This window comes from Hymenobacter terricola, from assembly GCF_017921975.2.
Taxonomy (GTDB): Bacteria; Bacteroidota; Bacteroidia; order Cytophagales; family Hymenobacteraceae; genus Hymenobacter; species Hymenobacter terricola.
In genome coordinates, this window is sequence record NZ_JAGEMO020000033.1 from 1 (window position 1) to 18,248 (window position 18,248).

Annotated in this window: 16 protein-coding genes; 11 read left to right on the forward strand and 5 right to left on the reverse strand. The window is 61.9% G+C overall.

Annotated elements, in window-relative coordinates; translation table 11 throughout:
• Positions 1-88 precede the first annotated feature (88 nt).
• The 7 genes from allB to J4G38_RS18545 all read left to right on the forward strand — a co-directional run bounded on the left by allB (position 89) and on the right by J4G38_RS18545 (position 6,143).
• Positions 89-1,426, forward strand: coding sequence for an allantoinase AllB (gene allB / locus J4G38_RS18515; RefSeq protein WP_210519847.1), 1,338 nt, complete (start codon positions 89-91; stop codon positions 1,424-1,426).
• 4 nt (positions 1,427-1,430) lie between these two features.
• Complete coding sequence (locus tag J4G38_RS18520; RefSeq protein WP_210519845.1) at positions 1,431-2,681, forward strand: allantoate amidohydrolase; 1,251 nt, start codon at positions 1,431-1,433, stop codon at positions 2,679-2,681.
• Positions 2,682-3,428: a (S)-ureidoglycine aminohydrolase gene (gene allE / locus J4G38_RS18525; protein WP_210519843.1), complete on the forward strand. Its 747-nt coding sequence runs from the start codon at positions 2,682-2,684 to the stop codon at positions 3,426-3,428.
• Positions 3,429-3,496: 68 nt separating this feature from the next.
• Positions 3,497-3,781 carry a hypothetical protein gene (locus J4G38_RS18530; RefSeq protein ID WP_210519842.1) on the forward strand — a complete coding sequence of 95 codons (285 nt, stop codon included), beginning with the start codon at positions 3,497-3,499 and terminating at the stop codon, positions 3,779-3,781.
• Positions 3,759-4,268, forward strand: a complete 510-nt coding sequence (gene uraD, locus J4G38_RS18535; RefSeq protein ID WP_210519840.1) for a 2-oxo-4-hydroxy-4-carboxy-5-ureidoimidazoline decarboxylase — start codon at positions 3,759-3,761, stop codon at positions 4,266-4,268. Before J4G38_RS18530 ends, uraD begins: the two co-directional genes overlap by 23 nt.
• On the forward strand, positions 4,265-4,603 hold the full coding sequence (uraH, locus tag J4G38_RS18540) for a hydroxyisourate hydrolase (RefSeq protein ID WP_210519838.1): 339 nt from the start codon (positions 4,265-4,267) through the stop codon (positions 4,601-4,603). The genes uraD and uraH overlap by 4 nt, the downstream gene beginning before the upstream one ends.
• 103 nt (positions 4,604-4,706) lie before the next feature.
• On the forward strand, positions 4,707-6,143 hold the full coding sequence (locus tag J4G38_RS18545; RefSeq protein WP_210519837.1) for a DUF6986 family protein: 1,437 nt from the start codon (positions 4,707-4,709) through the stop codon (positions 6,141-6,143).
• 122 nt (positions 6,144-6,265) lie between these two features.
• Here J4G38_RS18545 and J4G38_RS18550 read toward each other — a convergent pair whose 3' ends face one another.
• From J4G38_RS18550 to J4G38_RS18570, 5 genes are all read right to left on the reverse strand, one after another.
• Positions 6,266-8,575: a xanthine dehydrogenase molybdopterin binding subunit gene (locus J4G38_RS18550; protein ID WP_210519835.1), complete on the reverse strand. Its 2,310-nt coding sequence runs from the start codon at positions 8,573-8,575 to the stop codon at positions 6,266-6,268.
• A gap of 20 nt (positions 8,576-8,595) precedes the next feature.
• A complete protein-coding gene (locus tag J4G38_RS18555) occupies positions 8,596-8,967 on the reverse strand; it encodes a hypothetical protein (protein ID WP_210519833.1) in 372 nt (123 codons plus the stop codon).
• A gap of 180 nt (positions 8,968-9,147) precedes the next feature.
• A complete protein-coding gene (locus tag J4G38_RS18560) occupies positions 9,148-10,695 on the reverse strand; it encodes an FAD binding domain-containing protein (RefSeq protein WP_210519831.1) in 1,548 nt (515 codons plus the stop codon).
• 138 nt (positions 10,696-10,833) lie between these two features.
• Positions 10,834-11,310, reverse strand: a complete 477-nt coding sequence (locus J4G38_RS18565; RefSeq protein ID WP_210519830.1) for a nucleoside deaminase — start codon at positions 11,308-11,310, stop codon at positions 10,834-10,836.
• 121 nt (positions 11,311-11,431) lie between these two features.
• Positions 11,432-12,367, reverse strand: a complete 936-nt coding sequence (locus J4G38_RS18570; protein ID WP_210519828.1) for a hypothetical protein — start codon at positions 12,365-12,367, stop codon at positions 11,432-11,434.
• Positions 12,368-12,624: 257 nt separating this feature from the next.
• Here J4G38_RS18570 and J4G38_RS18575 point away from each other — a divergent pair, with 257 nt between their 5' ends.
• From J4G38_RS18575 to J4G38_RS18590, 4 genes are all read left to right on the forward strand, one after another.
• Positions 12,625-13,119 (forward strand): redoxin domain-containing protein, encoded by a 495-nt coding sequence (locus J4G38_RS18575; RefSeq protein WP_210519826.1) that lies wholly within the window; start codon positions 12,625-12,627, stop codon positions 13,117-13,119.
• 133 nt (positions 13,120-13,252) lie between these two features.
• Positions 13,253-14,827 carry a T9SS type A sorting domain-containing protein gene (locus tag J4G38_RS18580; RefSeq protein WP_210519824.1) on the forward strand — a complete coding sequence of 525 codons (1,575 nt, stop codon included), beginning with the start codon at positions 13,253-13,255 and terminating at the stop codon, positions 14,825-14,827.
• A gap of 88 nt (positions 14,828-14,915) precedes the next feature.
• Entirely contained in the window at positions 14,916-16,025 is a 1,110-nt protein-coding gene (locus J4G38_RS18585; RefSeq protein WP_210519822.1) for a glycosyltransferase family protein, read from the forward strand.
• Positions 16,026-16,136: 111 nt separating this feature from the next.
• The gene (locus J4G38_RS18590) at positions 16,137-18,191 is read left to right on the forward strand and encodes a peptidylprolyl isomerase (protein ID WP_210519821.1); all 2,055 of its coding nucleotides are present in this window, start codon (positions 16,137-16,139) and stop codon (positions 18,189-18,191) included.
• Positions 18,192-18,248: the final 57 nt, after the last annotated feature.

The window sequence follows — 18,248 nt, forward strand, 5'->3', positions numbered from 1 at the left end:
ATGACAGGCTGAATAAACGTTCTTGCAACCCCCTCCAATTTAATTGGGCCAGGAAAAAGTCCTCAATTTAGCGCCAAACTTTGCTTCCATGCCAAACCTTGCCCTGCGTAGCCAGTGCGTCGTCACGCCCGAGGGCGAGCGCGCCGCCACCATTCTCATTGAAAACGGCCGCATCAGTGCCCTGCTGCCCCACGACGTCGACGTGGCCGACGCCACCCTAATCGACGTGGGCCACCGCGCAATTCTACCCGGCGTCATCGACCCCCACGTCCACATCAATGAGCCCGGCCGCACCGAGTGGGAAGGCTTCAATACGGCCACCAAAGCCGCGCTGGCCGGCGGCCTCACCAGTTTGGTGGACATGCCGCTGAACTCGGCCCCGGTCACAACTTCGGTGGCCAACCTGGGGCTGAAGCGGGCCGCTACGCGGGGCCAGCTGCACACCAACGTGGGCTTCTGGGGCGGCGTAGTGCCCGGCAACGCGGCCGAAATCGAGCCCCTGATTGCGGCCGGCGTGCTCGGCTTCAAGGCCTTTCTGACGCACTCGGGTATCGATGACTTTCCCAATGCCACGGAAGATGATTTAAGACAAGTGATGCCGATTCTGGCCCGGCACGGGCTGCCGCTGCTGGTGCATTGTGAGCTGTCGGAAGACGATGACGCGTGGAAGAAAAACGACCACCGCTCGTACCCGAACTACCTCGCCTCGCGCCCCAAAAGCTGGGAGGATACCGCCGTGGCGCTCATGATTCGCCTGTGTGAGGAATTCAACTGCCCGGTGCACATCGTGCATTTGTCGTCGGCCAGTTCCATCGCGCCCATTGCCGCCGCCAAGGCCCGCGGCCTGCCCCTGACGGTGGAAACGGGCCAGCACTATCTGTATTTCAATGCCGAGGACATTGCCGATGGCCAGACGCAGTTTAAGTGCGCGCCGCCCATCCGCGAAAAGGCCAATAACGACCAGCTGTGGGCCGCGTTGCAGGCCGGCATCATCGACTTCGTGGCCACCGACCACTCGCCCGCGCCGCCCGATTTGAAGCAGCTCGAAAGCGGCGATTTCACCACGGCCTGGGGCGGCATTGCTTCGTTGCAGCTGGCCTTGCCGGTGCTGTGGACGGCCGCCCGCCAGCGCGGCGCCACCCTGAACGACCTGGTGAAATGGCTGAGTGAAACCCCTGCCCGGCTCATTGGCCAAAGCCAGCGCAAAGGCCGTATTTCAGCCGGTTACGATGCCGACCTTATCGTGGTGGACGTCGACCAGTCCTTCATGGTGACGGAGGAGCTGCTTCAGCATAAACACAAAGTGTCGCCTTACATTTGCCAGGAATTGACGGGCGTGGTGGAACATACTTTTCTGGGTGGTGAGCAAGTCTATCAGCGCCCGGATTTTCTCCACCTCAACCGCGGCGAACTTTTAACCCGGTAGCTGAATGCAGCAGTACTTACCCCGCGCTGAGCGAATCATGCAGCGCATTCAACAATTGGCCGCCATCAGCGAAGACACTGACGGCGTGACGCGCACCTTCGGCACGCCCGCTTTCCTGCAGGGCCGTGCCCTGGTGCAGGGCTGGCTCGAAGCCGCTGGCCTCGTCACCCGCGTCGACGGCATCGGCAACCTGCGCGCCCGCCTGCTCAGCCCGAATCCCGAAGCCAAAACCTTCGTGCTGGCCTCGCACATCGACACGGTAGTGAACGCCGGCAAGTTCGACGGCCCGCTGGGCGTGCTCATGGGGCTCGATTTGGTGGAGCAGCTGATTGAGCAGAAAGCCGAATTGCCCTTTCACATCGAGCTGATTGCCTTCAGCGACGAGGAAGGCGTGCGGTTTCACACCACGTATCTGGGCAGCAAAGTAGTGGCCGGTGCTTTCGACCATGCCCTGCTGATGCGGCCCGACGCCGGCGGCATTACCCTGGCGCGGGCGCTGGAAATAATGAAAGCCGATGCCACCCAGCTGGCCGCCGATGCCATTCCGGCCGCCGACTGGCTGGGGTATTTCGAAATGCACATCGAGCAGGGGCCGGTGCTCTGGGAGCGGGATATTCCGGTGGCGCTGGTCACGGCCATTGCCGGGCAGCAGCGCGTCGAGCTGACCTTTACGGGCATGGCCGGCCACGCCGGCACCGTGCCCATGGCCATGCGCCAGGACGCCCTGTGCGCCGCCGCCGAGTTTATTCTCATCGCCGAGCAGTTTGCCCTCACCCACGGCCAGGGCCTGGTGGCCACCGTGGGCAAGCTGGCCCTGAGCCACGCCGCCAGCAACGTCATTCCCGGCGAAGCCACCCTCACCCTCGACCTGCGCAGCCCCGACGAAGCGCAGCTGGCCGCCGCCTACCAGGCCCTGAAAACCTACACCGAAGCCATTGCCAGCCAGCGCAACGTGGAGCTGACGTGGACCCTGATTCAGCAAACCGCGCCCGTCAATTGCAACACCGAGCTGAACGAGCTGCTCACGCAGGCCATTGAAGAAACCGGCCACGAAGTGCTGGCCCTGGTCAGCGGCGCGGGGCACGACGCGGTGCCGGTTTCGGCCGTGGCGCCCATTGCCATGATGTTTGTCCGCTGCTACAAAGGCATCAGCCACAATCCCTTGGAGGATGTAGAGCTGGCGGACCTGGCTTCCGCCATCGAAGTAGCCGACCGTTTTTTACACCTCCTCCGCCTCCAAATTCCCACCCGCTAAATGGAAATGTCTGCCCTGACCCGCTCGGTTGTGAAGCGCAACCACGCCATCATCGCCCCCGACGGCTACATCAACAGCAACGTGCCCGGCTGGACCGACTGCACCGTCAACGTCATCATCAACGAGCAGATGGGCGCGCACCTCTGCCAGACGCTCATCACCCTCACCGAAGCCGGCAATGTGAAGGGCCAGACCGAGGCTTCGCAGATTTTCTTCTACGTGGTGCAGGGCGGCTGCCAGGCCACCGTGGGCGGCGAAACCCGCCCGCTGAAAGTGGGCCAGTACGTGTATGTGCCCGTGAGCCAGGCGTATGAGTTCAGCCAGCCGGAAGCCGGTACGCAGCTTCTGACCTTCCATAAAGTGTACGAGCCGCTGGCGGGCCACGCCACGCCGGGCGTTTGCTGGGGCGAGCGCGACCTGAGCAAAGCGCCCGTCTACATGAACGACGAGGCCCTGCGCATCCAGGAGCTGCTGCCGAACGTGCCGGGCTTCGATATGGCCGTGAACATCTTCACCTACGGCACCGGTGGCAACCTGCCGATGGTCGAAACCCACATCATGGAGCACGGCCTGCTGTACCTCGAAGGCCAGGCCATCTACATGCTCGACCAGTGCTGGTACCCCGTGAAAAAGGGCGATTCCATCTGGATGGCGCCGTATTGTCAGCAGTGGGCCACGGCCATGGGCCAAGAGCCATCGGTGTACATCTACTACAAGAACGTGAACCGGTTTCCGACGGTGATTTGAGCCATACAAGGGACGTCATGCTGAGCGCAGTCGAAGCATCTCTACCGCATGAGTAATTAATTGCTCTGATGAAGTTCATTGAACGGTTACTCTTGGCGCTGGCGTGGCTGCAAATCTTTATTTCACCAGCAATTATCGGCGTAATTATCGGTGCAATTGTCTGGCTGAACAAGCGTAATGGATTGAGCTTGGGTCTTGCAATAGTAACTGCGCTGATTGGCTGCATCGCAGGCGTAATTTTTGCTGAAAAAGCCCGGCGTGGCAAAGGCACCATTGAATTTATGTCGCGCGCAATTGCCCATCCGGAATTGCGCGAAAAAGAATTAGCGAATGACCCTGACCGAACTAAATAACCTCCCCAAAACCGCCCTCACCGAAGCGCTGCAAACGTGCTGCGGCTCCACGGCGTGGGTTGAAAAAATGGTGGCCAGCTTTCCCGTATCCGACGTCGAAACGCTGATGGATGAGGCCAATACGCAGTGGAACAGCCTGAGCGAAGCCGACTGGCGCGAAGCCTTCACCCACCACCCCAAAATCGGCGGTGATGTGGCGGCACTACGGGCGAAATTCGCCACTTCCAGCACCTGGGCCGAAGGCGAGCAGGCCTCCGTAAAGCAGGCTTCGCAGGAAACACTGGAAGCTTTAGCGGCGGGCAACGAAGAATACGAGCGGAAATTCGGCTACATATTTATCGTGTATGCCACCGGTAAATCAGCCGATGAGATGCTGGCTTTATTGCAAGCCCGGCTGTCGAATAAGTCGGAAGATGAAATATTAATTGCCGCCGGCGAACAGAATAAAATTACCCGACTTCGCCTCGAAAAACTCCTCGCTGCATGAGCCAGATATCCACCCATATTCTCGATACAGCCAAGGGCAAGCCGGCGGCAAATGTCACCATCGCGCTATTGCAGCAGGCCGGCGATAGTTGGCAGGAAATAGCGCGCGGTGTCACCAACGCGGATGGCCGAATTGCCGATTTATTGCCTCATGAAAAGCAGCTGGAATTTGGCGTTTATAAAATAAAATTCGACACGCAGGAATATTTCGCACAAGACGGCACAGCCAATTTTTATCCCTTCGTGGAAATCGTTTTTAACGTGGCTGGCAATGAGCATTACCACGTCCCGCTGCTGCTGAATCCGTTTGGGTATTCCACTTACCGCGGGTCGTGAACGATGTGGAGACGCGTATTCGCGTCTCCTCGTCTGTGCTGCCCGCACATCATCGTTCAACGACAAGACGCGAATACGCGTCTCTACGACATCAATTCCCATCATGAAACTCAGCTTACCCGAATCCGACAAAACGGCCCTGCTCGACCAGCTCGGCGCGGCCAATATCAAATTCCAGCATACCTATCCCGGCGACCGGCCTGACCGCCAGGCCGTGCACACCGTGTACGGCGGCGCCAACCTTTTCAAGGCCGATACCTGCGTGAAGATGGGCGAAATCGCCCTCAACAACCTGTTCACCTACGCGCCCAACTTCGTGGAGTTGGCCCGCGTGCTGCAACTCAAAAATCACGAGTACCTGCCGCATCCGGAGGCTGACGTAGCCGCCCTCACCGCCAGGCTCGACGCGCTGAGTCCCGAGGACCGCAAGCAGGAGCCCGGTTGGCTGGCCTATTCGGTCTACAACAAAATCGTGGCGAAGCTGAAGCGCGAGGCGGTGGAAGACTTCCGCATCGATTTCGAAGATGGCTTCGGCAACCGGCCCGATGCCGAGGAAGACGAAACCGCCGTGCGCGCCGCGAAGGAAGTGGCCAAAGGCATGAGCCAGGGCACGCTGTCGCCCTTCATCGGCATCCGCATCAAGCCTTTCACGGAAGATATGAAGGCCCGGGGCGTGCGTACGCTCGATATTTTCCTGACCGCACTGCTGGCTGAAACCGGTGGCAAGCTGCCCGATAACTTCGTGGTGATGCTGCCCAAAGTGACCATCCCCGAGCAGATGACCACCATGGTGCGCCTGTTTGAGCTGCTGGAAAAGGCCAACGGCCTGGCCCCCGGCACCCTCAAAATGGAAACAATGGTAGAGGCCACGCAAATTATCATGGACGAGGAGGGGCGCAACCCGCTCCTGCGCATCATCCGGGCCAGCGAGGGGCGCTGCATCGCGGCCCACTTCGGCACCTACGACTACACGGCCTCCTGCGGCATCACGGCCAGGTACCAGACCATGAGTCACCCCGTGTGCGATTTTGCCCACCACATGACCAAAGTAGCGCTGGGCGGCACTGGCATCTTCCTCTCAGATGGCGCAACCAACGTGATGCCCATCGGCCCGCACCGGGGCGACAACCTGACCTTCGCCCAACTGCGCGAAAACCGCGAATCGGTGCACAACGCCTGGCGCCAGGCTTACCGCCACACCACGCATTCACTGATAAATGGCTTCTACCAGGGCTGGGACCTGAACCCCGCGCAGCTGCCCATGCGCTACGCCGCTACCTACAACTTTTTTCTCAGCAGCTACGACGACGCGGTTTTTCGCCTGAAAAGCTTCGTGGAGCGCGCCGCCATCTCCACCCTCACCGGCGACATCTTCGACGACGCCGCCACGGGCCAGGGCCTGCTCAACTTCTTCCTCAAGGCCCTGAACTGCGGCGCGATTTCGGAAGAGGAGATTCTGGCGACGGGTTTGACGCTGGAAGAGGTGCAGACCCGCTCGTTCTTCCGTATTCTGGAAGGCCGGCGCAAGCAGGCCGCGTAATTGTCATTGCGAGGAGGCATGACGAAGCAATCCGTCCTCTCGATGCGACCAACCCTAAGATGTGACCAGCCCCGGTTCTGCGTAGGACCGGGGCTGGTCGCTTAAAAAAAGTGTCTGAATATTCACAGGACGGATTGCTTCGTCGTGCCTTCTCGCAATGACTGGCTTGATTCGTACGCAAACTCCGGATACAAGCTCACCAGCACCTTCTCCGGCGTCATCGGGGCCGAGAAGGGGAGGGCGGTATGCCCCTGAAACGCCCGCACTGCGTCGCGCAGGGCGAAGTAGGTGCCGATGCCGTACATGAGCGGCGGCTCGCCCACGGCCTTGGAGCGCAGGATGGCCCTGGGGTGGCCGGGCGTATCGAGAAAATGCACGTCGAGCACGGCGGGGGCGGCGTAGATGTCCGGGATTTTGTAGCTGTTGAGCGAGTTGCTGAGCAGGCGGCCTTCGGCGTTGTAGGCGATTTCCTCCATCGTCATCCAGCCAATGCCCTGCACTGCGCCGCCCTCAATTTGGCCCTGGTCGATAACAGGGTTTAAACTTTGGCCGAAATCGTGGGCAATGCGCAAGGCGTCCACGGTGTAGGTGCCGCGCAGGCAGTCCACCGTCACGGTGGTCAGGGCCGTACCGTAGACGTGGTAGGCGAAGGGGTGGCCCTGGTTCACGGTCGCGTCAAAATGCAGGTCGGGCGTGGCGTAGTGAGCGTTTTCGGTGAGGGCCACCCGCTTCCAGAAGGCCGAGGACACCAGCTTTTCCCAGTTGGTTTCGGCGGGCACGCCGGCGGCCAGCACCTGCTCGTCGTGGATTTCGAGGCCCTCGTAATTAAGCGTGTACTCGGTGCTGGCGTGGGCGAGGAGCCGCTCGCGGAGAGCAGTGCAGGCCATTTCGGTGGCCTTGCCGTTGAGGTCGGCGGTGGCGCTGGCGGCGCTGGGGGAGGTGTTGGCGACGCGGGTGGTGTTGGTGGTTTCGATTTTGATGCGTGAAATCGAAATGCCCAGCGTGCGGGCCGCTACCTGCGCAATTTTCGTGTTCACACCCTGGCCCATCTCCACCGCGCCCGTGCTGATGCCCACCGAGCCGTCGGAGTAGATGTGCACCAGCGCCCGCGTCTGGTTCATGGGCGTTTTGGTGAAGGAAATACCGAAGCAAATCGGCATCACCGCGAAGCCCTTCTTCTTCAGCTTATTGGCCTGGTTGAACTGCGCGACTTCGGCTTTGATTCCGGCCAAATTGAACTCCGTCGCGGCCGTGTCCCAGGCCTGCTCGGCATGACACATTTCAGCTGCCTGCCGGTACGAGAACAGGTCGCCCTCACGCAGCAGGTTCTTCCGCTGAATCTCAAAAGTTGGTACGCCCAATTCCTCGGCGGCTTTGGCAATGGCCGACTCAATGACGAACATGCCCTGCGGCCCGCCGAAGCCCCGGAAGGCCGTATTCGGTGGCAAATTTGTTCGGCAGCTAAAGGCCGTGGCCGTCACGTTGGGCACGAAATAGGCGTTGGTGGCGTGGAAGAGCGTGCGCTCCATTACGGCCGGCGAGAGGTCGGCCGCCGCGCCCGCGTTCTGGAAAAACGTGACTTCGTAGGCGACGATTTTTAGGTCGGCACCGAGGCCAATTTTGAAGTCGGACGAGTAGGGGTGGCGCTTGCCGGTCATGCGCATATCGGCCATGCGGTCGAGCACCAGCTTCACCGGCTTTTTGGTGATGAACGCACCCAGCGCGGCCAGCGCCCCCCAGGGCGTGGCCTGGTCTTCCTTGCCCCCGAAGCCGCCGCCGAGGCGCGTCACGTCCACTTCCACCTGGTGCATCCCCAGGCCCAAAACGTGCGCCGTATGGCGCTGCACGGCCGTCGGCCCCTGCGTGGACGAAATCATCCGCACGCCGCCCATTTCCGTGGGGAAGGCGTACGCGCCCTGCGTTTCGATGTACAGATGCTCCTGCCCGCCACTCTCGGCCACGCCCTCAAATACGTGCGCACATTCTGCCCAGGCCGCCTGAGAATCACCGATTTTGAAGGTGCGCGGCGGCACAATCAACTCGCCCTGCGCGGCGGCCACACGTGGGTCCGTGATGATGGGCAGCGGGTCGATTTCCACCTTGATGAGCTTAAGCGCGGCATGAGCCTGCGCCTCGGTGCGGGCCAGCACCAGCGCCACCGGCTGCCCCCGGAAATGCACGTGCCCCTCGGCCAGCAGCGGCTCGTCGGCCACGATGCCGCCAATCTGGTTGTGCCCTGGAATATCAGCCGCCGTGAGGATGCGGGCCACGCCGGGCGCCATCAGCGCGGCGCTGAAATCGAGGCTGCGGAGCACGCCGTGGGCCAGCGGGCTTTCAAACACGGCCGCGTACAGGGTGCCCTGCTGCACGGGCACGTCGTCGAGGTACTGCGATTCGCCGCGCACGTGGCGGTTGGGGTCGAGGTGGTTCATGGGTTCTAAACAATCAAAAATCAGCGGACGGGAAGCGTTGCGAAGCCCTTTTTCCACCTCCGCTCCCACGAATTCCACGTCAGGTAAGGGCCATCAAAGCCCTTCACAAATAGCAATTCGAAGGCATCGTCGTCGATTTTGTGGTACTCGGGGTACGCTTTTTCTAATTCCTGACTGGTGAAGCCAACTTTTTTAAGCTGCTGCCAGTCATCATCATCGGGGAGCGTGTGGTTTTGGCTGAAGTAGTCTTCTAACCGTTGCCTCAAAGTATTGCCGCGACTGACTTCCGCATGGTGAGTAATAGAAAGCGGCAGGAGCCACCAAGCTAATCCGGCTGCTAAAGCCACGCCCAATACCCACTTGCTGCCAGTTTTGAAAAAGCTATTTGCCACGCAAGTAAGGGGTGAAGTGTAATGGCTTGGGTGTCGCCCTCCGCGTTCGCCTCACCCCCCGGCCCCTCTCCGAAAAGGAGAGGGGGCACCGGCTATGTGCGGACGGAAGTCGTCAGGCTCCCCTCTCCTTTTCGGAGAGGGGCCGGGGGTGAGGCGAACGCGGAGGGCGACGCTAAAAATTTAAATCAACTCATCCACCGCCAATTCCGGCGCAAACTGCAGGAAATGTGCCCACAGCAGCTGGCGCAGCAGCAGACGCTTGTAGTCGGCGGTACCGCGTACGTCGGAAATCGGGCTGATTTCCTCCTGCATCACCGCGTTGGCGGCGTTCACGGTTTCAGCCGAAAGCTCGCGGCTGACCAGAAACGCGCTGGTGCAGGCCAGCAGCAGCGGCACCGGCCCCACGCCACCTGCCGACACGCGGGCTTCGGAAATAACGCCGTTTTCGACCCGCAGCCAGGCAGCGGAATTCACGCTGGCAATGTCGAGGTGGGTGCGTTTGGATACTTTCTCGAAGTGAAAAAAGTCGCCGGCCAGCGGCGCGGGGAAGCTGATTTCGACAACCTGCTCATCGGCGGCTTTCGCCAGCTTTTTGTAGCCGAGGTAGAGGTCGGGCAGGGCTAGCTCGCGGGTGTTGCCGGCGGCATCGAGCAGCGTGATGGACGCGCCCAGCGCCAGAAACATAATGGTCAAATCGCCAATCGGCGAGCCGTTGATGAAGTTGCCGGCCACCGTGCCCATGTTGCGGATGGGCGTGCTCGACACCAGTTTCAGGTACTGCGGCAGGTTCGGCAGCAGGCCGCGCATCAGGTCCGATTCGAGCAGCTGGCTGGCCGTGGTGGCAGCGCCCAGCACCACGCGGCCGGTGGTTTCGTGGCGGATACCGCGCCGGCCGGGCTGGTCGAAAATGAGGCGCACGCCCGGCTGCTCGCGCAGTTCTTCGAGGCGCTGCACCAGCAGGTCGGTGCCGCCGCCCAGTAGGGCGTGGGTGAAGGGAGAAGTGGTGCCCAGGTGGCCGTGGTCATTCTGGCTTTGAGCGTGGCCGTTGGGCGAGGTCGCAATGGTGCTGCCGCCGTTGGCGTGGGCCGTAGCGGAAGCTGCTGGGGCCGCCGAAGAAGCTGCCGTTGCTTTCGCTTCATCGGGTCGCAGCTTCGCGAGCTTAGTTGGGATTTCGGCAAAGTAGCCGGGCACAAACTGCTTCTCGCTGAGCCAGGCCAGGGCATTTTCGGTTGGGCGGTCGGCCAATTCGGCCGTGAGTTTGGCGGCGGCCCGCTCCAGACTCTTATAGCCCGTGCAGCGGCAGATATTGCCATCAATGGCGGCAATGGTGCTTTTCGCGGTGGCTGGCTGCGTGCTCAGGCTGTGGCCCGTCAGCGACATCACGAAGCCCACCGTGCAGAAGCCGCACTGCGAGCCCCCTTCGTCCACAATGGCTTTTTGCACGGGCGTGAGCTGGCTGCCGGCCGCGTTGATGCCTTCCACCGTGACCACGTGCTTGCCCGCGCAATTGCCCAGCGGTGTGAGGCAGCTGGTCATGCTCTGGTAGTTCACCGTCAGGCCATCGGCCGCCAGTTCGCCCACCAGCACGGTGCACGCCCCGCAGTCGCCCTCGCGGCAGCCGATTTTGGTGCCCTTCAGCTGCTCGTGGTAGCGCACGAAATCGAGCAGGGCGCTGGCCGGGGCCTCGGTGGTGCGGATGGGCTGGTCGTTGAGGTAAAATTCAATCATGGGGCAATAAGTCAATTTCTAAAGAACGTCGTGCTGAGCGAAGCCGAAGCATCTCTACCTCAATACTAATTAATTACTCCTGCGGTAGAGACGCTTCGGCTTCACTCAGCATGACTGCCTCAAATTCGTGCTAACTAACTAATACTCCGTCTTGCCTTCCAGTTCCGTCCACGCCTGAAAACCAGCCAGCGCTTCTTCGCGCAGCAGCTGGGTCATGGGGAGCTGGCGGGCGTGCATGGGGCGGTCCAGCTCTTCGTAAATAAACTGGTCGTCGAAGCCAATGGCGGCGGCATCGGCCTTGGTGTTGCCGAAAAACACGCGGGCCGGCCGGGCCCAATAAATGGCCCCCAGGCACATGGGGCAGGGCTCGCAGCTGGTGTAGAGGTCGCAGCCATCGAGCTGGAAAGTGCCCAGCTCCTTACAGGCTTTGCGGATGGCGTCGACCTCGGCGTGGCAGGTAGGGTCGTGGGTGGTAGTGACCTGGTTGAAGCCCCGGGCAATGATTTTGCCATCCTTCACCACCACCGCGCCAAAGGGGCCGCCGTGCCCGGCCCGCATTTTTTCAATGGACAGGCGAATGGCTTCGCGCATGAATTCGGGGTTGGGAGCTTCCATCGAGAAGGGGCGGGAGGAGTAAGTTGAGAGGTAGCCGCTTTTAAAGTTAAAAAACGGGGGACAAAGAACGGTAACCCTGCCTTAATACCGCGCCGCCAGGCCTGCGCTCCGGGCAGTGGGCTTACTTCGTGAGGTTTGGGATGCGCAGCTGGAAGCCCAGCGAGGGCACCACAGTAATGCCGCTCAGCGACGTGCTTTGGCCATTTAGCAGGGCGTAATCGCCGTAGTTCTGGTAAAAGAGCGACACGGCCGGAATAACATAAAAATAGCGGTAGCCCAGCTTGAGGTTGAGAAAGCCGCCGAACGAGGAAAAATTGCGGCTTTGCAGCGGCAGCTCCGGCACCTGCACCGCGCCGCTATAGATTTTGGTGGGCGCGAAGCCGTAGTTCACCCAGCTGTGGGCGTACACCAGGCCGTAGCTGATGGCGCCGATTTCCTCCTCCGGCCCGAAAGACTGGCTGAACGTGAGCGGAATCAGCAAGTCGTTGCGGGTGGCCCGGAAGTTCAGCACCGAGTTGATGTCGGTGAGGAAGGAAAAGCTGGGCAGCTTGGCCCGCTGGGTGGCAAACTGCAGGCCGATGCTGGCGTAGGTAGTGCCCGACTCGGCGCCCCGGCCGGGGTTTTCGGGCGTGCCGGTGGGGCCCAGCAGCTGGTACTGCGTGTCGAACACGTAGGAGCCGAAGGCGTACTTGAAGCCCGCATCGAGGCGCGGCACGATGCCGTAGCGAATGTTGAGGTCGGCGGTGGGCTGCACCGGGTCGAGAATGTAGGCCAGGGCAGCGGCTTGCAGCTGCGTGGTGGCGTCGGTGTAGTCCACTTTTTGTTGGCTGGCGGCCTGGCTGGCGGCGTCCTTCACCGCGCTCCCAACTTTGGCCAGCGGGGCCGAAGCAATGTTAAAACCCTGGTTATAGCCTACCCGAAATTCGCCCTGGGGCGTGACTTTGCCAGTGGCCACAATGGCGCGCGGGGCGCTGCACGAACTAGCAAAAAGCAATGCCGAGGCGGCGAAAGTGGCCACCGATGGCCGACGGGTTAAACTTGAAAAAAGCGCGTTCATGAGGTAGGAATGAGGTTTTTATCTGGCCTAAACGAAAACCGGGCCGAAAAAGCCGGAACCGCGGCTCTCTGGCCGGTGTCTGCTACGCGGCTTTGGCAACGCGGATGGTGCCTGGCGCTCGTTCAAAACATTATGCGTTCTATATGTAACTTATGAGCGATAACCCAGTCCAACGGTCGCAACCCCAACGCAATGGCGGGGCGGGTTCTTGCTGCCGCATTTAGAAATAGTTGGTTTCGACAGCTGATTACACCCTTATGCCGATTCTGTTACTCCTGCTACTCACCTTTTTCGGCTCCGGCCCGGCCGCCGCGCCGCGGGCCACAGTGTACGTATTTCTGGCCGAAACCTGCCCCATTAGTCAGGCGGCTACGCTGCCGCTGCGGGAGCTGCACGGGCGCTACGGGACGCAGGGCGTGCGGTTTGTGGGTGTGTTTCCGGCGGCCGAAACCACGCCGGCCAGCCTGGCCACCTTCGCCAAAACCTTCCAGCTGACTTTCCCGCTGCAAGCCGATGCGGGCCACCGGCTCACCAGGCAGCTGCACGCCCGCGTCACCCCCGAAGCCGTGGTGGTAGCGGCCGATGGCCACACCGTGCTCTACCAGGGCCGCCTGAACGATGCCTACGCCGGCCTGGGCCAGCACCGCGCCGTCACCAATCACCACGAGCTGGCCGATGCGCTGGCCGCCGTGGCCGCCGGCAAGCCGGTAGCCGTGCCCCGCACGGAGCCCGTGGGTTGCTTTATTGAGTAAATTTGAAAACAACTAAGGAACGTCATGCTGCGCGTAGCCGAAGCATCTCTACTGCAATACTAATGAATTACTTGCGCGGGAGAGATGCTTCGGCTGCGCTCAGCATGACGTTTGAAACAAACTGGAAACCAATATGAAACACTGCTTCTCTTTATTGCTGCTGGCCCTGGCGTTATTCGGCGTACTGCCCGCCGCTCAGGCCCAAACCACGCAGTACACCTTCAGCCAGGATATTGCGCCGCTGGTGTACAACCACTGCACCCGCTGCCACCGCACGGGCGAAGTAGCGCCGTTTCCGCTCACGACCTACGCCGAGGTGGTAAGCCACGCCCAAACCATTAAGTACGTGACGGGTACGCGCTACATGCCGCCGTGGAAACCCGACCCCAACTACCGCCACTACCTCGATGAGAACACGCTGACGGACGCGGAAATCGCGAAAATCCGGGATTGGGTGGATGGCGGCACGCCGCAGGGCAACCCCGCGCTCATACCGGCGGTGCCTGCCTATCCCAGCGGCTCGCAGCTGGGTACGCCCGATATGGTTATTCCCATGGCGCAGGCTTTCACGCACTTAGGTAACGGCCAGGATATGTACCGCATTTTTGTGCTGCCGGTGAACATGCCGGCCGACCGGGACATTGCCGCCATCGAGTTCCGGGCCGGCAATAAGAGCATCGTACACCACGTCATCATCGGGATGGACACCACGCAGCAGGCCCAGGCCCTTGATGCGGCTGCGCCCGGCTACGGCTACACGCAGTTCGGCGGCTTCGGCTTCAACCCCGTCGAAACCAACTTTGCAGCCTGGGTGCCGGGCATGCAGGCGCGGTTTTACCCCACGGGCATGGGCAAAAAGCTGTACCGCCACTCCTCGCTGCTGGTGCAGGTGCACTACGGCCCCAACTACGTGACGCAGACCGACTCCTCGGTGGTAAACGTGTTTTTTGCCCGTCAGCCCGTCACGCGCTACATCCAGACGTTGCCGGCCATCTCGCCGGTCACGCTCACCAACGGCCCGTTTATCATTCCGGCCAACCAGATAAGCACCTTCCATGCTCAAATTGTGGTGCCGTTTGAGGCCACCATGCTGAGCATCGCGCCGCACGCGCACTTCCTCAGCAAAGGTTGGAAAGTATGGGCCGTGAAACCCAACGGTGACACTATCCGGCTGGTGAAAATTAACGACTGGGACTTTCGGTGGCAGGGTATTTACCGCTTCACCAGCCTGCAGCGCATCCCGGCCGGCTCGCGCCTCATGGCCGATGCCACTTACGACAACACGGCCCAAAACCCGCGCAACCCCAATAGCCCGCCCCAAACCGTGCAATGGGGCGAAAGCACCACCGCCGAAATGCTGCTCACTTACTTCGACGTGCTGCCCTACCGCGCCGGCGACGAAAACATTGTGCTGAGCACCGTGCCCGGCGTGGCCACTACCCCTGGCACCGTGCAAATGGCCGTGTTCCCCAACCCCACGAGCGCCACCACCACCATCAATTTCCAGATGGAGCGCGCCAGCCCCGTCACCGTTTCGCTGCTTGATGGCACCGGCCGCCTAGTGCGGGCCGTGGTGCGCAGCAAAGCTTACCCGGCCGGCCCGCAGCAGTTGCCGCTGCCGCTCACGGGCGTGGCCCCCGGCATTTACATCGTTCGGCTGGAGTCGAACGAAGGCACCCGCAACGAGAAGCTGGTGGTAGCGGAGTGACGCGATGCTTAATCAGGAATGAGGAATGAGGAATTTCGGCCGAACTTGCCAATTCTTCATTCCTCATTCTTCATTCCTCATTTCCAGAGTGAACATTCTATATGGAGTGCCCGGCGAAGGCCTGGGCCATGCCACCCGCAGCAAAGTCGTCATCGGCCACTTACTGGCCCAGGGCCACCAGGTGTGCGTGGTGAGCAGCAGCCGCGCCTACAAGATGCTGGCCGCCGCGTTTCCGGGCCGGGTGCACGAAATCCGGGGTTTTCATCTGGCGTACAAAGGGCTGGCGGTGAGCAGGATGCGCACGGCCGTGCTCACGCTGCGCACCGCGCCGGAAGACCTGCGCATCAACTTTGGCCGGTACCGCGAGCTGCTGGGCGGTTTTGAGCCGGAAATCGTGATTTCGGATTTTGAATCGTTCAGCTATCTGTTCGCCAAAATGCACCGGTTACCTATTGTCAGCATCGACAACATGCAGATTATCAGCCGGGCCAAGCTAAATGTGGCAGTGCCGAAATCGGAGCGGGGCAACTACAACCTGGCCAAAAGCATTGTGCGGGCCAAGCTGCCGCGCAGCCGCCACTACTTCGTCACCACCTTCTTCGACCTGCCCCTGGCCAAGGACGATACCACGCTGGTACCGCCCATTATTCGGCCCGAAATCCTGGCCGCCACGCCCACCAACGGCGGCCACGTCCTGGTGTATCAGTCGGCCACCACGCAGCAAAACCTAGTGCCGCTGCTCCAGCAATTGCCCGGCCAGCAGTTCCGCGTCTACGGCTTCAACAAAGAAGAAAACCACGCCAACGTGCAGCTGTGCTCCTTTTCCGAAGCCGGCTTCATCGCCGATTTGGCCAGCTGCCGCGCCGTGGTCACCAACGGCGGCTTCTCGCTGATTTCGGAGGCTGTGTTCCTGCACAAACCCATTTGCGCCATTCCCATTCCGGCGCAGTTTGAGCAGTGGCTGAACGCCGCCGAAGTGCAGAAAATGGGCTACGGCCGACATTTTGAGGCCATCACGGCTGATAATTTGCGGGCGTTTATCTACGGCCTGGCCACCTTCGAAACCGCGCTGGCCGGCTACCGACAGCAGGGCAATGAGGTGCTGTTCGCCCAACTCGACGCCACGCTGCGGGAAATCGGCACGCAGCACCTGGCCGGCGAAGCCGCGCCGCAGGAAGCGTCGTGGGGCGGCGAGTAGCAGTAAGGGAGAGTTAAAAGTGAAGAGTTAAAAGTTGAAACCAGAGCATGTTTCAACTTTTAACTCTTCACTTTTAACTCCGTGCCGGGCGGTCTGCGCTACTTTTACCCCATGCCCATCCGTTCCTTTCGCCTCTGGCCGCTGCTCCTGTTGCTGGCCGCCTGTACCCGTACTCCACATTCCAGCGCCGGTCTCGCCAACAAGTACCACGACGCCACTATTCGCCAAATCGGTACGGCGCAGGACGAGCGCAACACCGCCGCGCTGCTGCCTTTTCTGAGCAATGCCAACCCTACCTACCGGCGCGAAGCCGCCCTGGCTTTCGCTTCGGTGCAGGCGCCGGCGGCGGTGCCAGGGTTGATTCCGTTGCTGCGCGATGGCGACTACAGCGTGCGCCGCGCCGCCGCCTACGCCCTGGGCCAAATCGGCGACAGCACCGCCGTGGACAGCCTGCGGGTGCGCGTGCTCAAGGAAAACGACGGCCAGGTGCGCCGCTACGTGCACGAGGCCCTGGGCCGCACCGTCACGCGCCACAGCCTGCCCGAGCTGTGGCGCGTCGAATTTCTGAATGACACGGCCCGCGCCGCCGCCCTGGCCTGGGGCCTGAGCCGCGCCGCTCTGCGCGGCCTCAGCTCGCCCGAGAGCATCCGGCGCACGGTGGCGGTGCTGAACTCGCCCCGGCTGCCCGTGCGCGGCCGGCTGGCGGCCGTGGTGGGTCTGAGCCGCACTCGTGGGCTCGATACAGATTTGGCCCGGCTGGCGGAAGCCACGCTGCTGCGGGTAGCGGTGAAGGACCGGTCGTATGCCGTGCGGGCGGCTACGGCCACCACCCTGGGCAAAATTGCGGCCACCGCGAAGAAGGCGCCCGTGGGCCCTGCGGCTGGCCGGAAAGCGGCGGCTAAATTGACCGCGAAAGCGACTGCTCCGGCCACCGTGCTGGCCCGCCTCGCCACCAAAGACCCCGACTACCGGGTGCGGCTCAGCGCCATCCGGGCCCTGCCTTTTGGCCCCGAAAACTATGCCACCAGCCGCGCAGCCGTGTTTTATGCCCTAAGCCATGACCGGGCTCCCGTGGCCCTCACAGCAGCGGAGTGGCTGCTGGCTCATGCGAAAGGCGAATCGGGCGCGGCGCTGGCCGCCCTGGCCGACGGCAATAAACAGGCCTCGGTGCGGGTGCGGGCGGCGTTGTTGCGGGCGGCTGTGCGCCACGCCAGCCCGGCCGCTCGCCCCAGCCTGGTCGAAACCATTGAGAAGCGCTACCCGGCCGCGCCAACGGTGTATGAAAAGGGCTTTTTGCTGGAAGCATTGAGCGAAGACCCGGCCGCGTTCGACTTCGTGCGTACCGAAGCCTTCGCGCCGGGCCAGTCGCCGGTGGTGGCCGGCTACGCGCTGGCGGCCCTGCTCACCATGCGTCGCAGCGCCGACTTCCCGGCCGCCCATCAAGCCGATTTTGCCGCCGCCATGCGCCACGGACTGGACGGCGGCGATGTGGCCCAGATTGGCACGGCCGCTGAGGCTCTGGCCGACCCCAAACTCTACCCCGAAGCCCAGGCCGACGACCTGACGGCCCTGCGCCGGGCGCAGGCCAAACTGGCGCTGCCGCTCGAAATTGAGGCCTGGCAGGGCATTCAGCAAGCGCTGGACAAGCTGGAAAAAGCCCCGAAGCCCACGCCCACGCCCGTTGCCACGGCCGCCCAGCACCCGATAGACTGGGCCGTGGTGCAAGGCATATCGCTGGGCCAGCAGGTGCGGCTGCGCACGTCCAAAGGCATTATTCTGCTCGAATTGAAGCCTGAGGAAGCGCCCGGCGCGGTGGCCAGCTTCGTGACGCTCGTCGGCCGGAAGTTTTACGATAACCTGTATTTCCACCGCGTGGTGCCCAATTTCGTGGCCCAGGGCGGCGACCCGCGCGGCGACGGCAATGGCAGCGCGCCCTACAACCTGCGCTCCGAGTTCGGCGACCTGCGCTATGAGGAAGGCAGCGTGGGCCTGGCTTCGGCCGGCAAGGACACGGAAAGCTGTCAGTTCTTCATCACCCATACGCCCACGCCGCACCTGGATGGCCGCTACCCTATTTTCGCTCAGGTAGTGGGCGGCTTGGACGTGGTGCACAAGCTCGAAATAGGCGACCAGATTCTGGGCATCGAACTGGTGCAGCTGCCGTAAGGGCGGGTAATTCCGATTGGCGTTTACTTTTACCTTTGCGCCATTGCAATGGGCTGT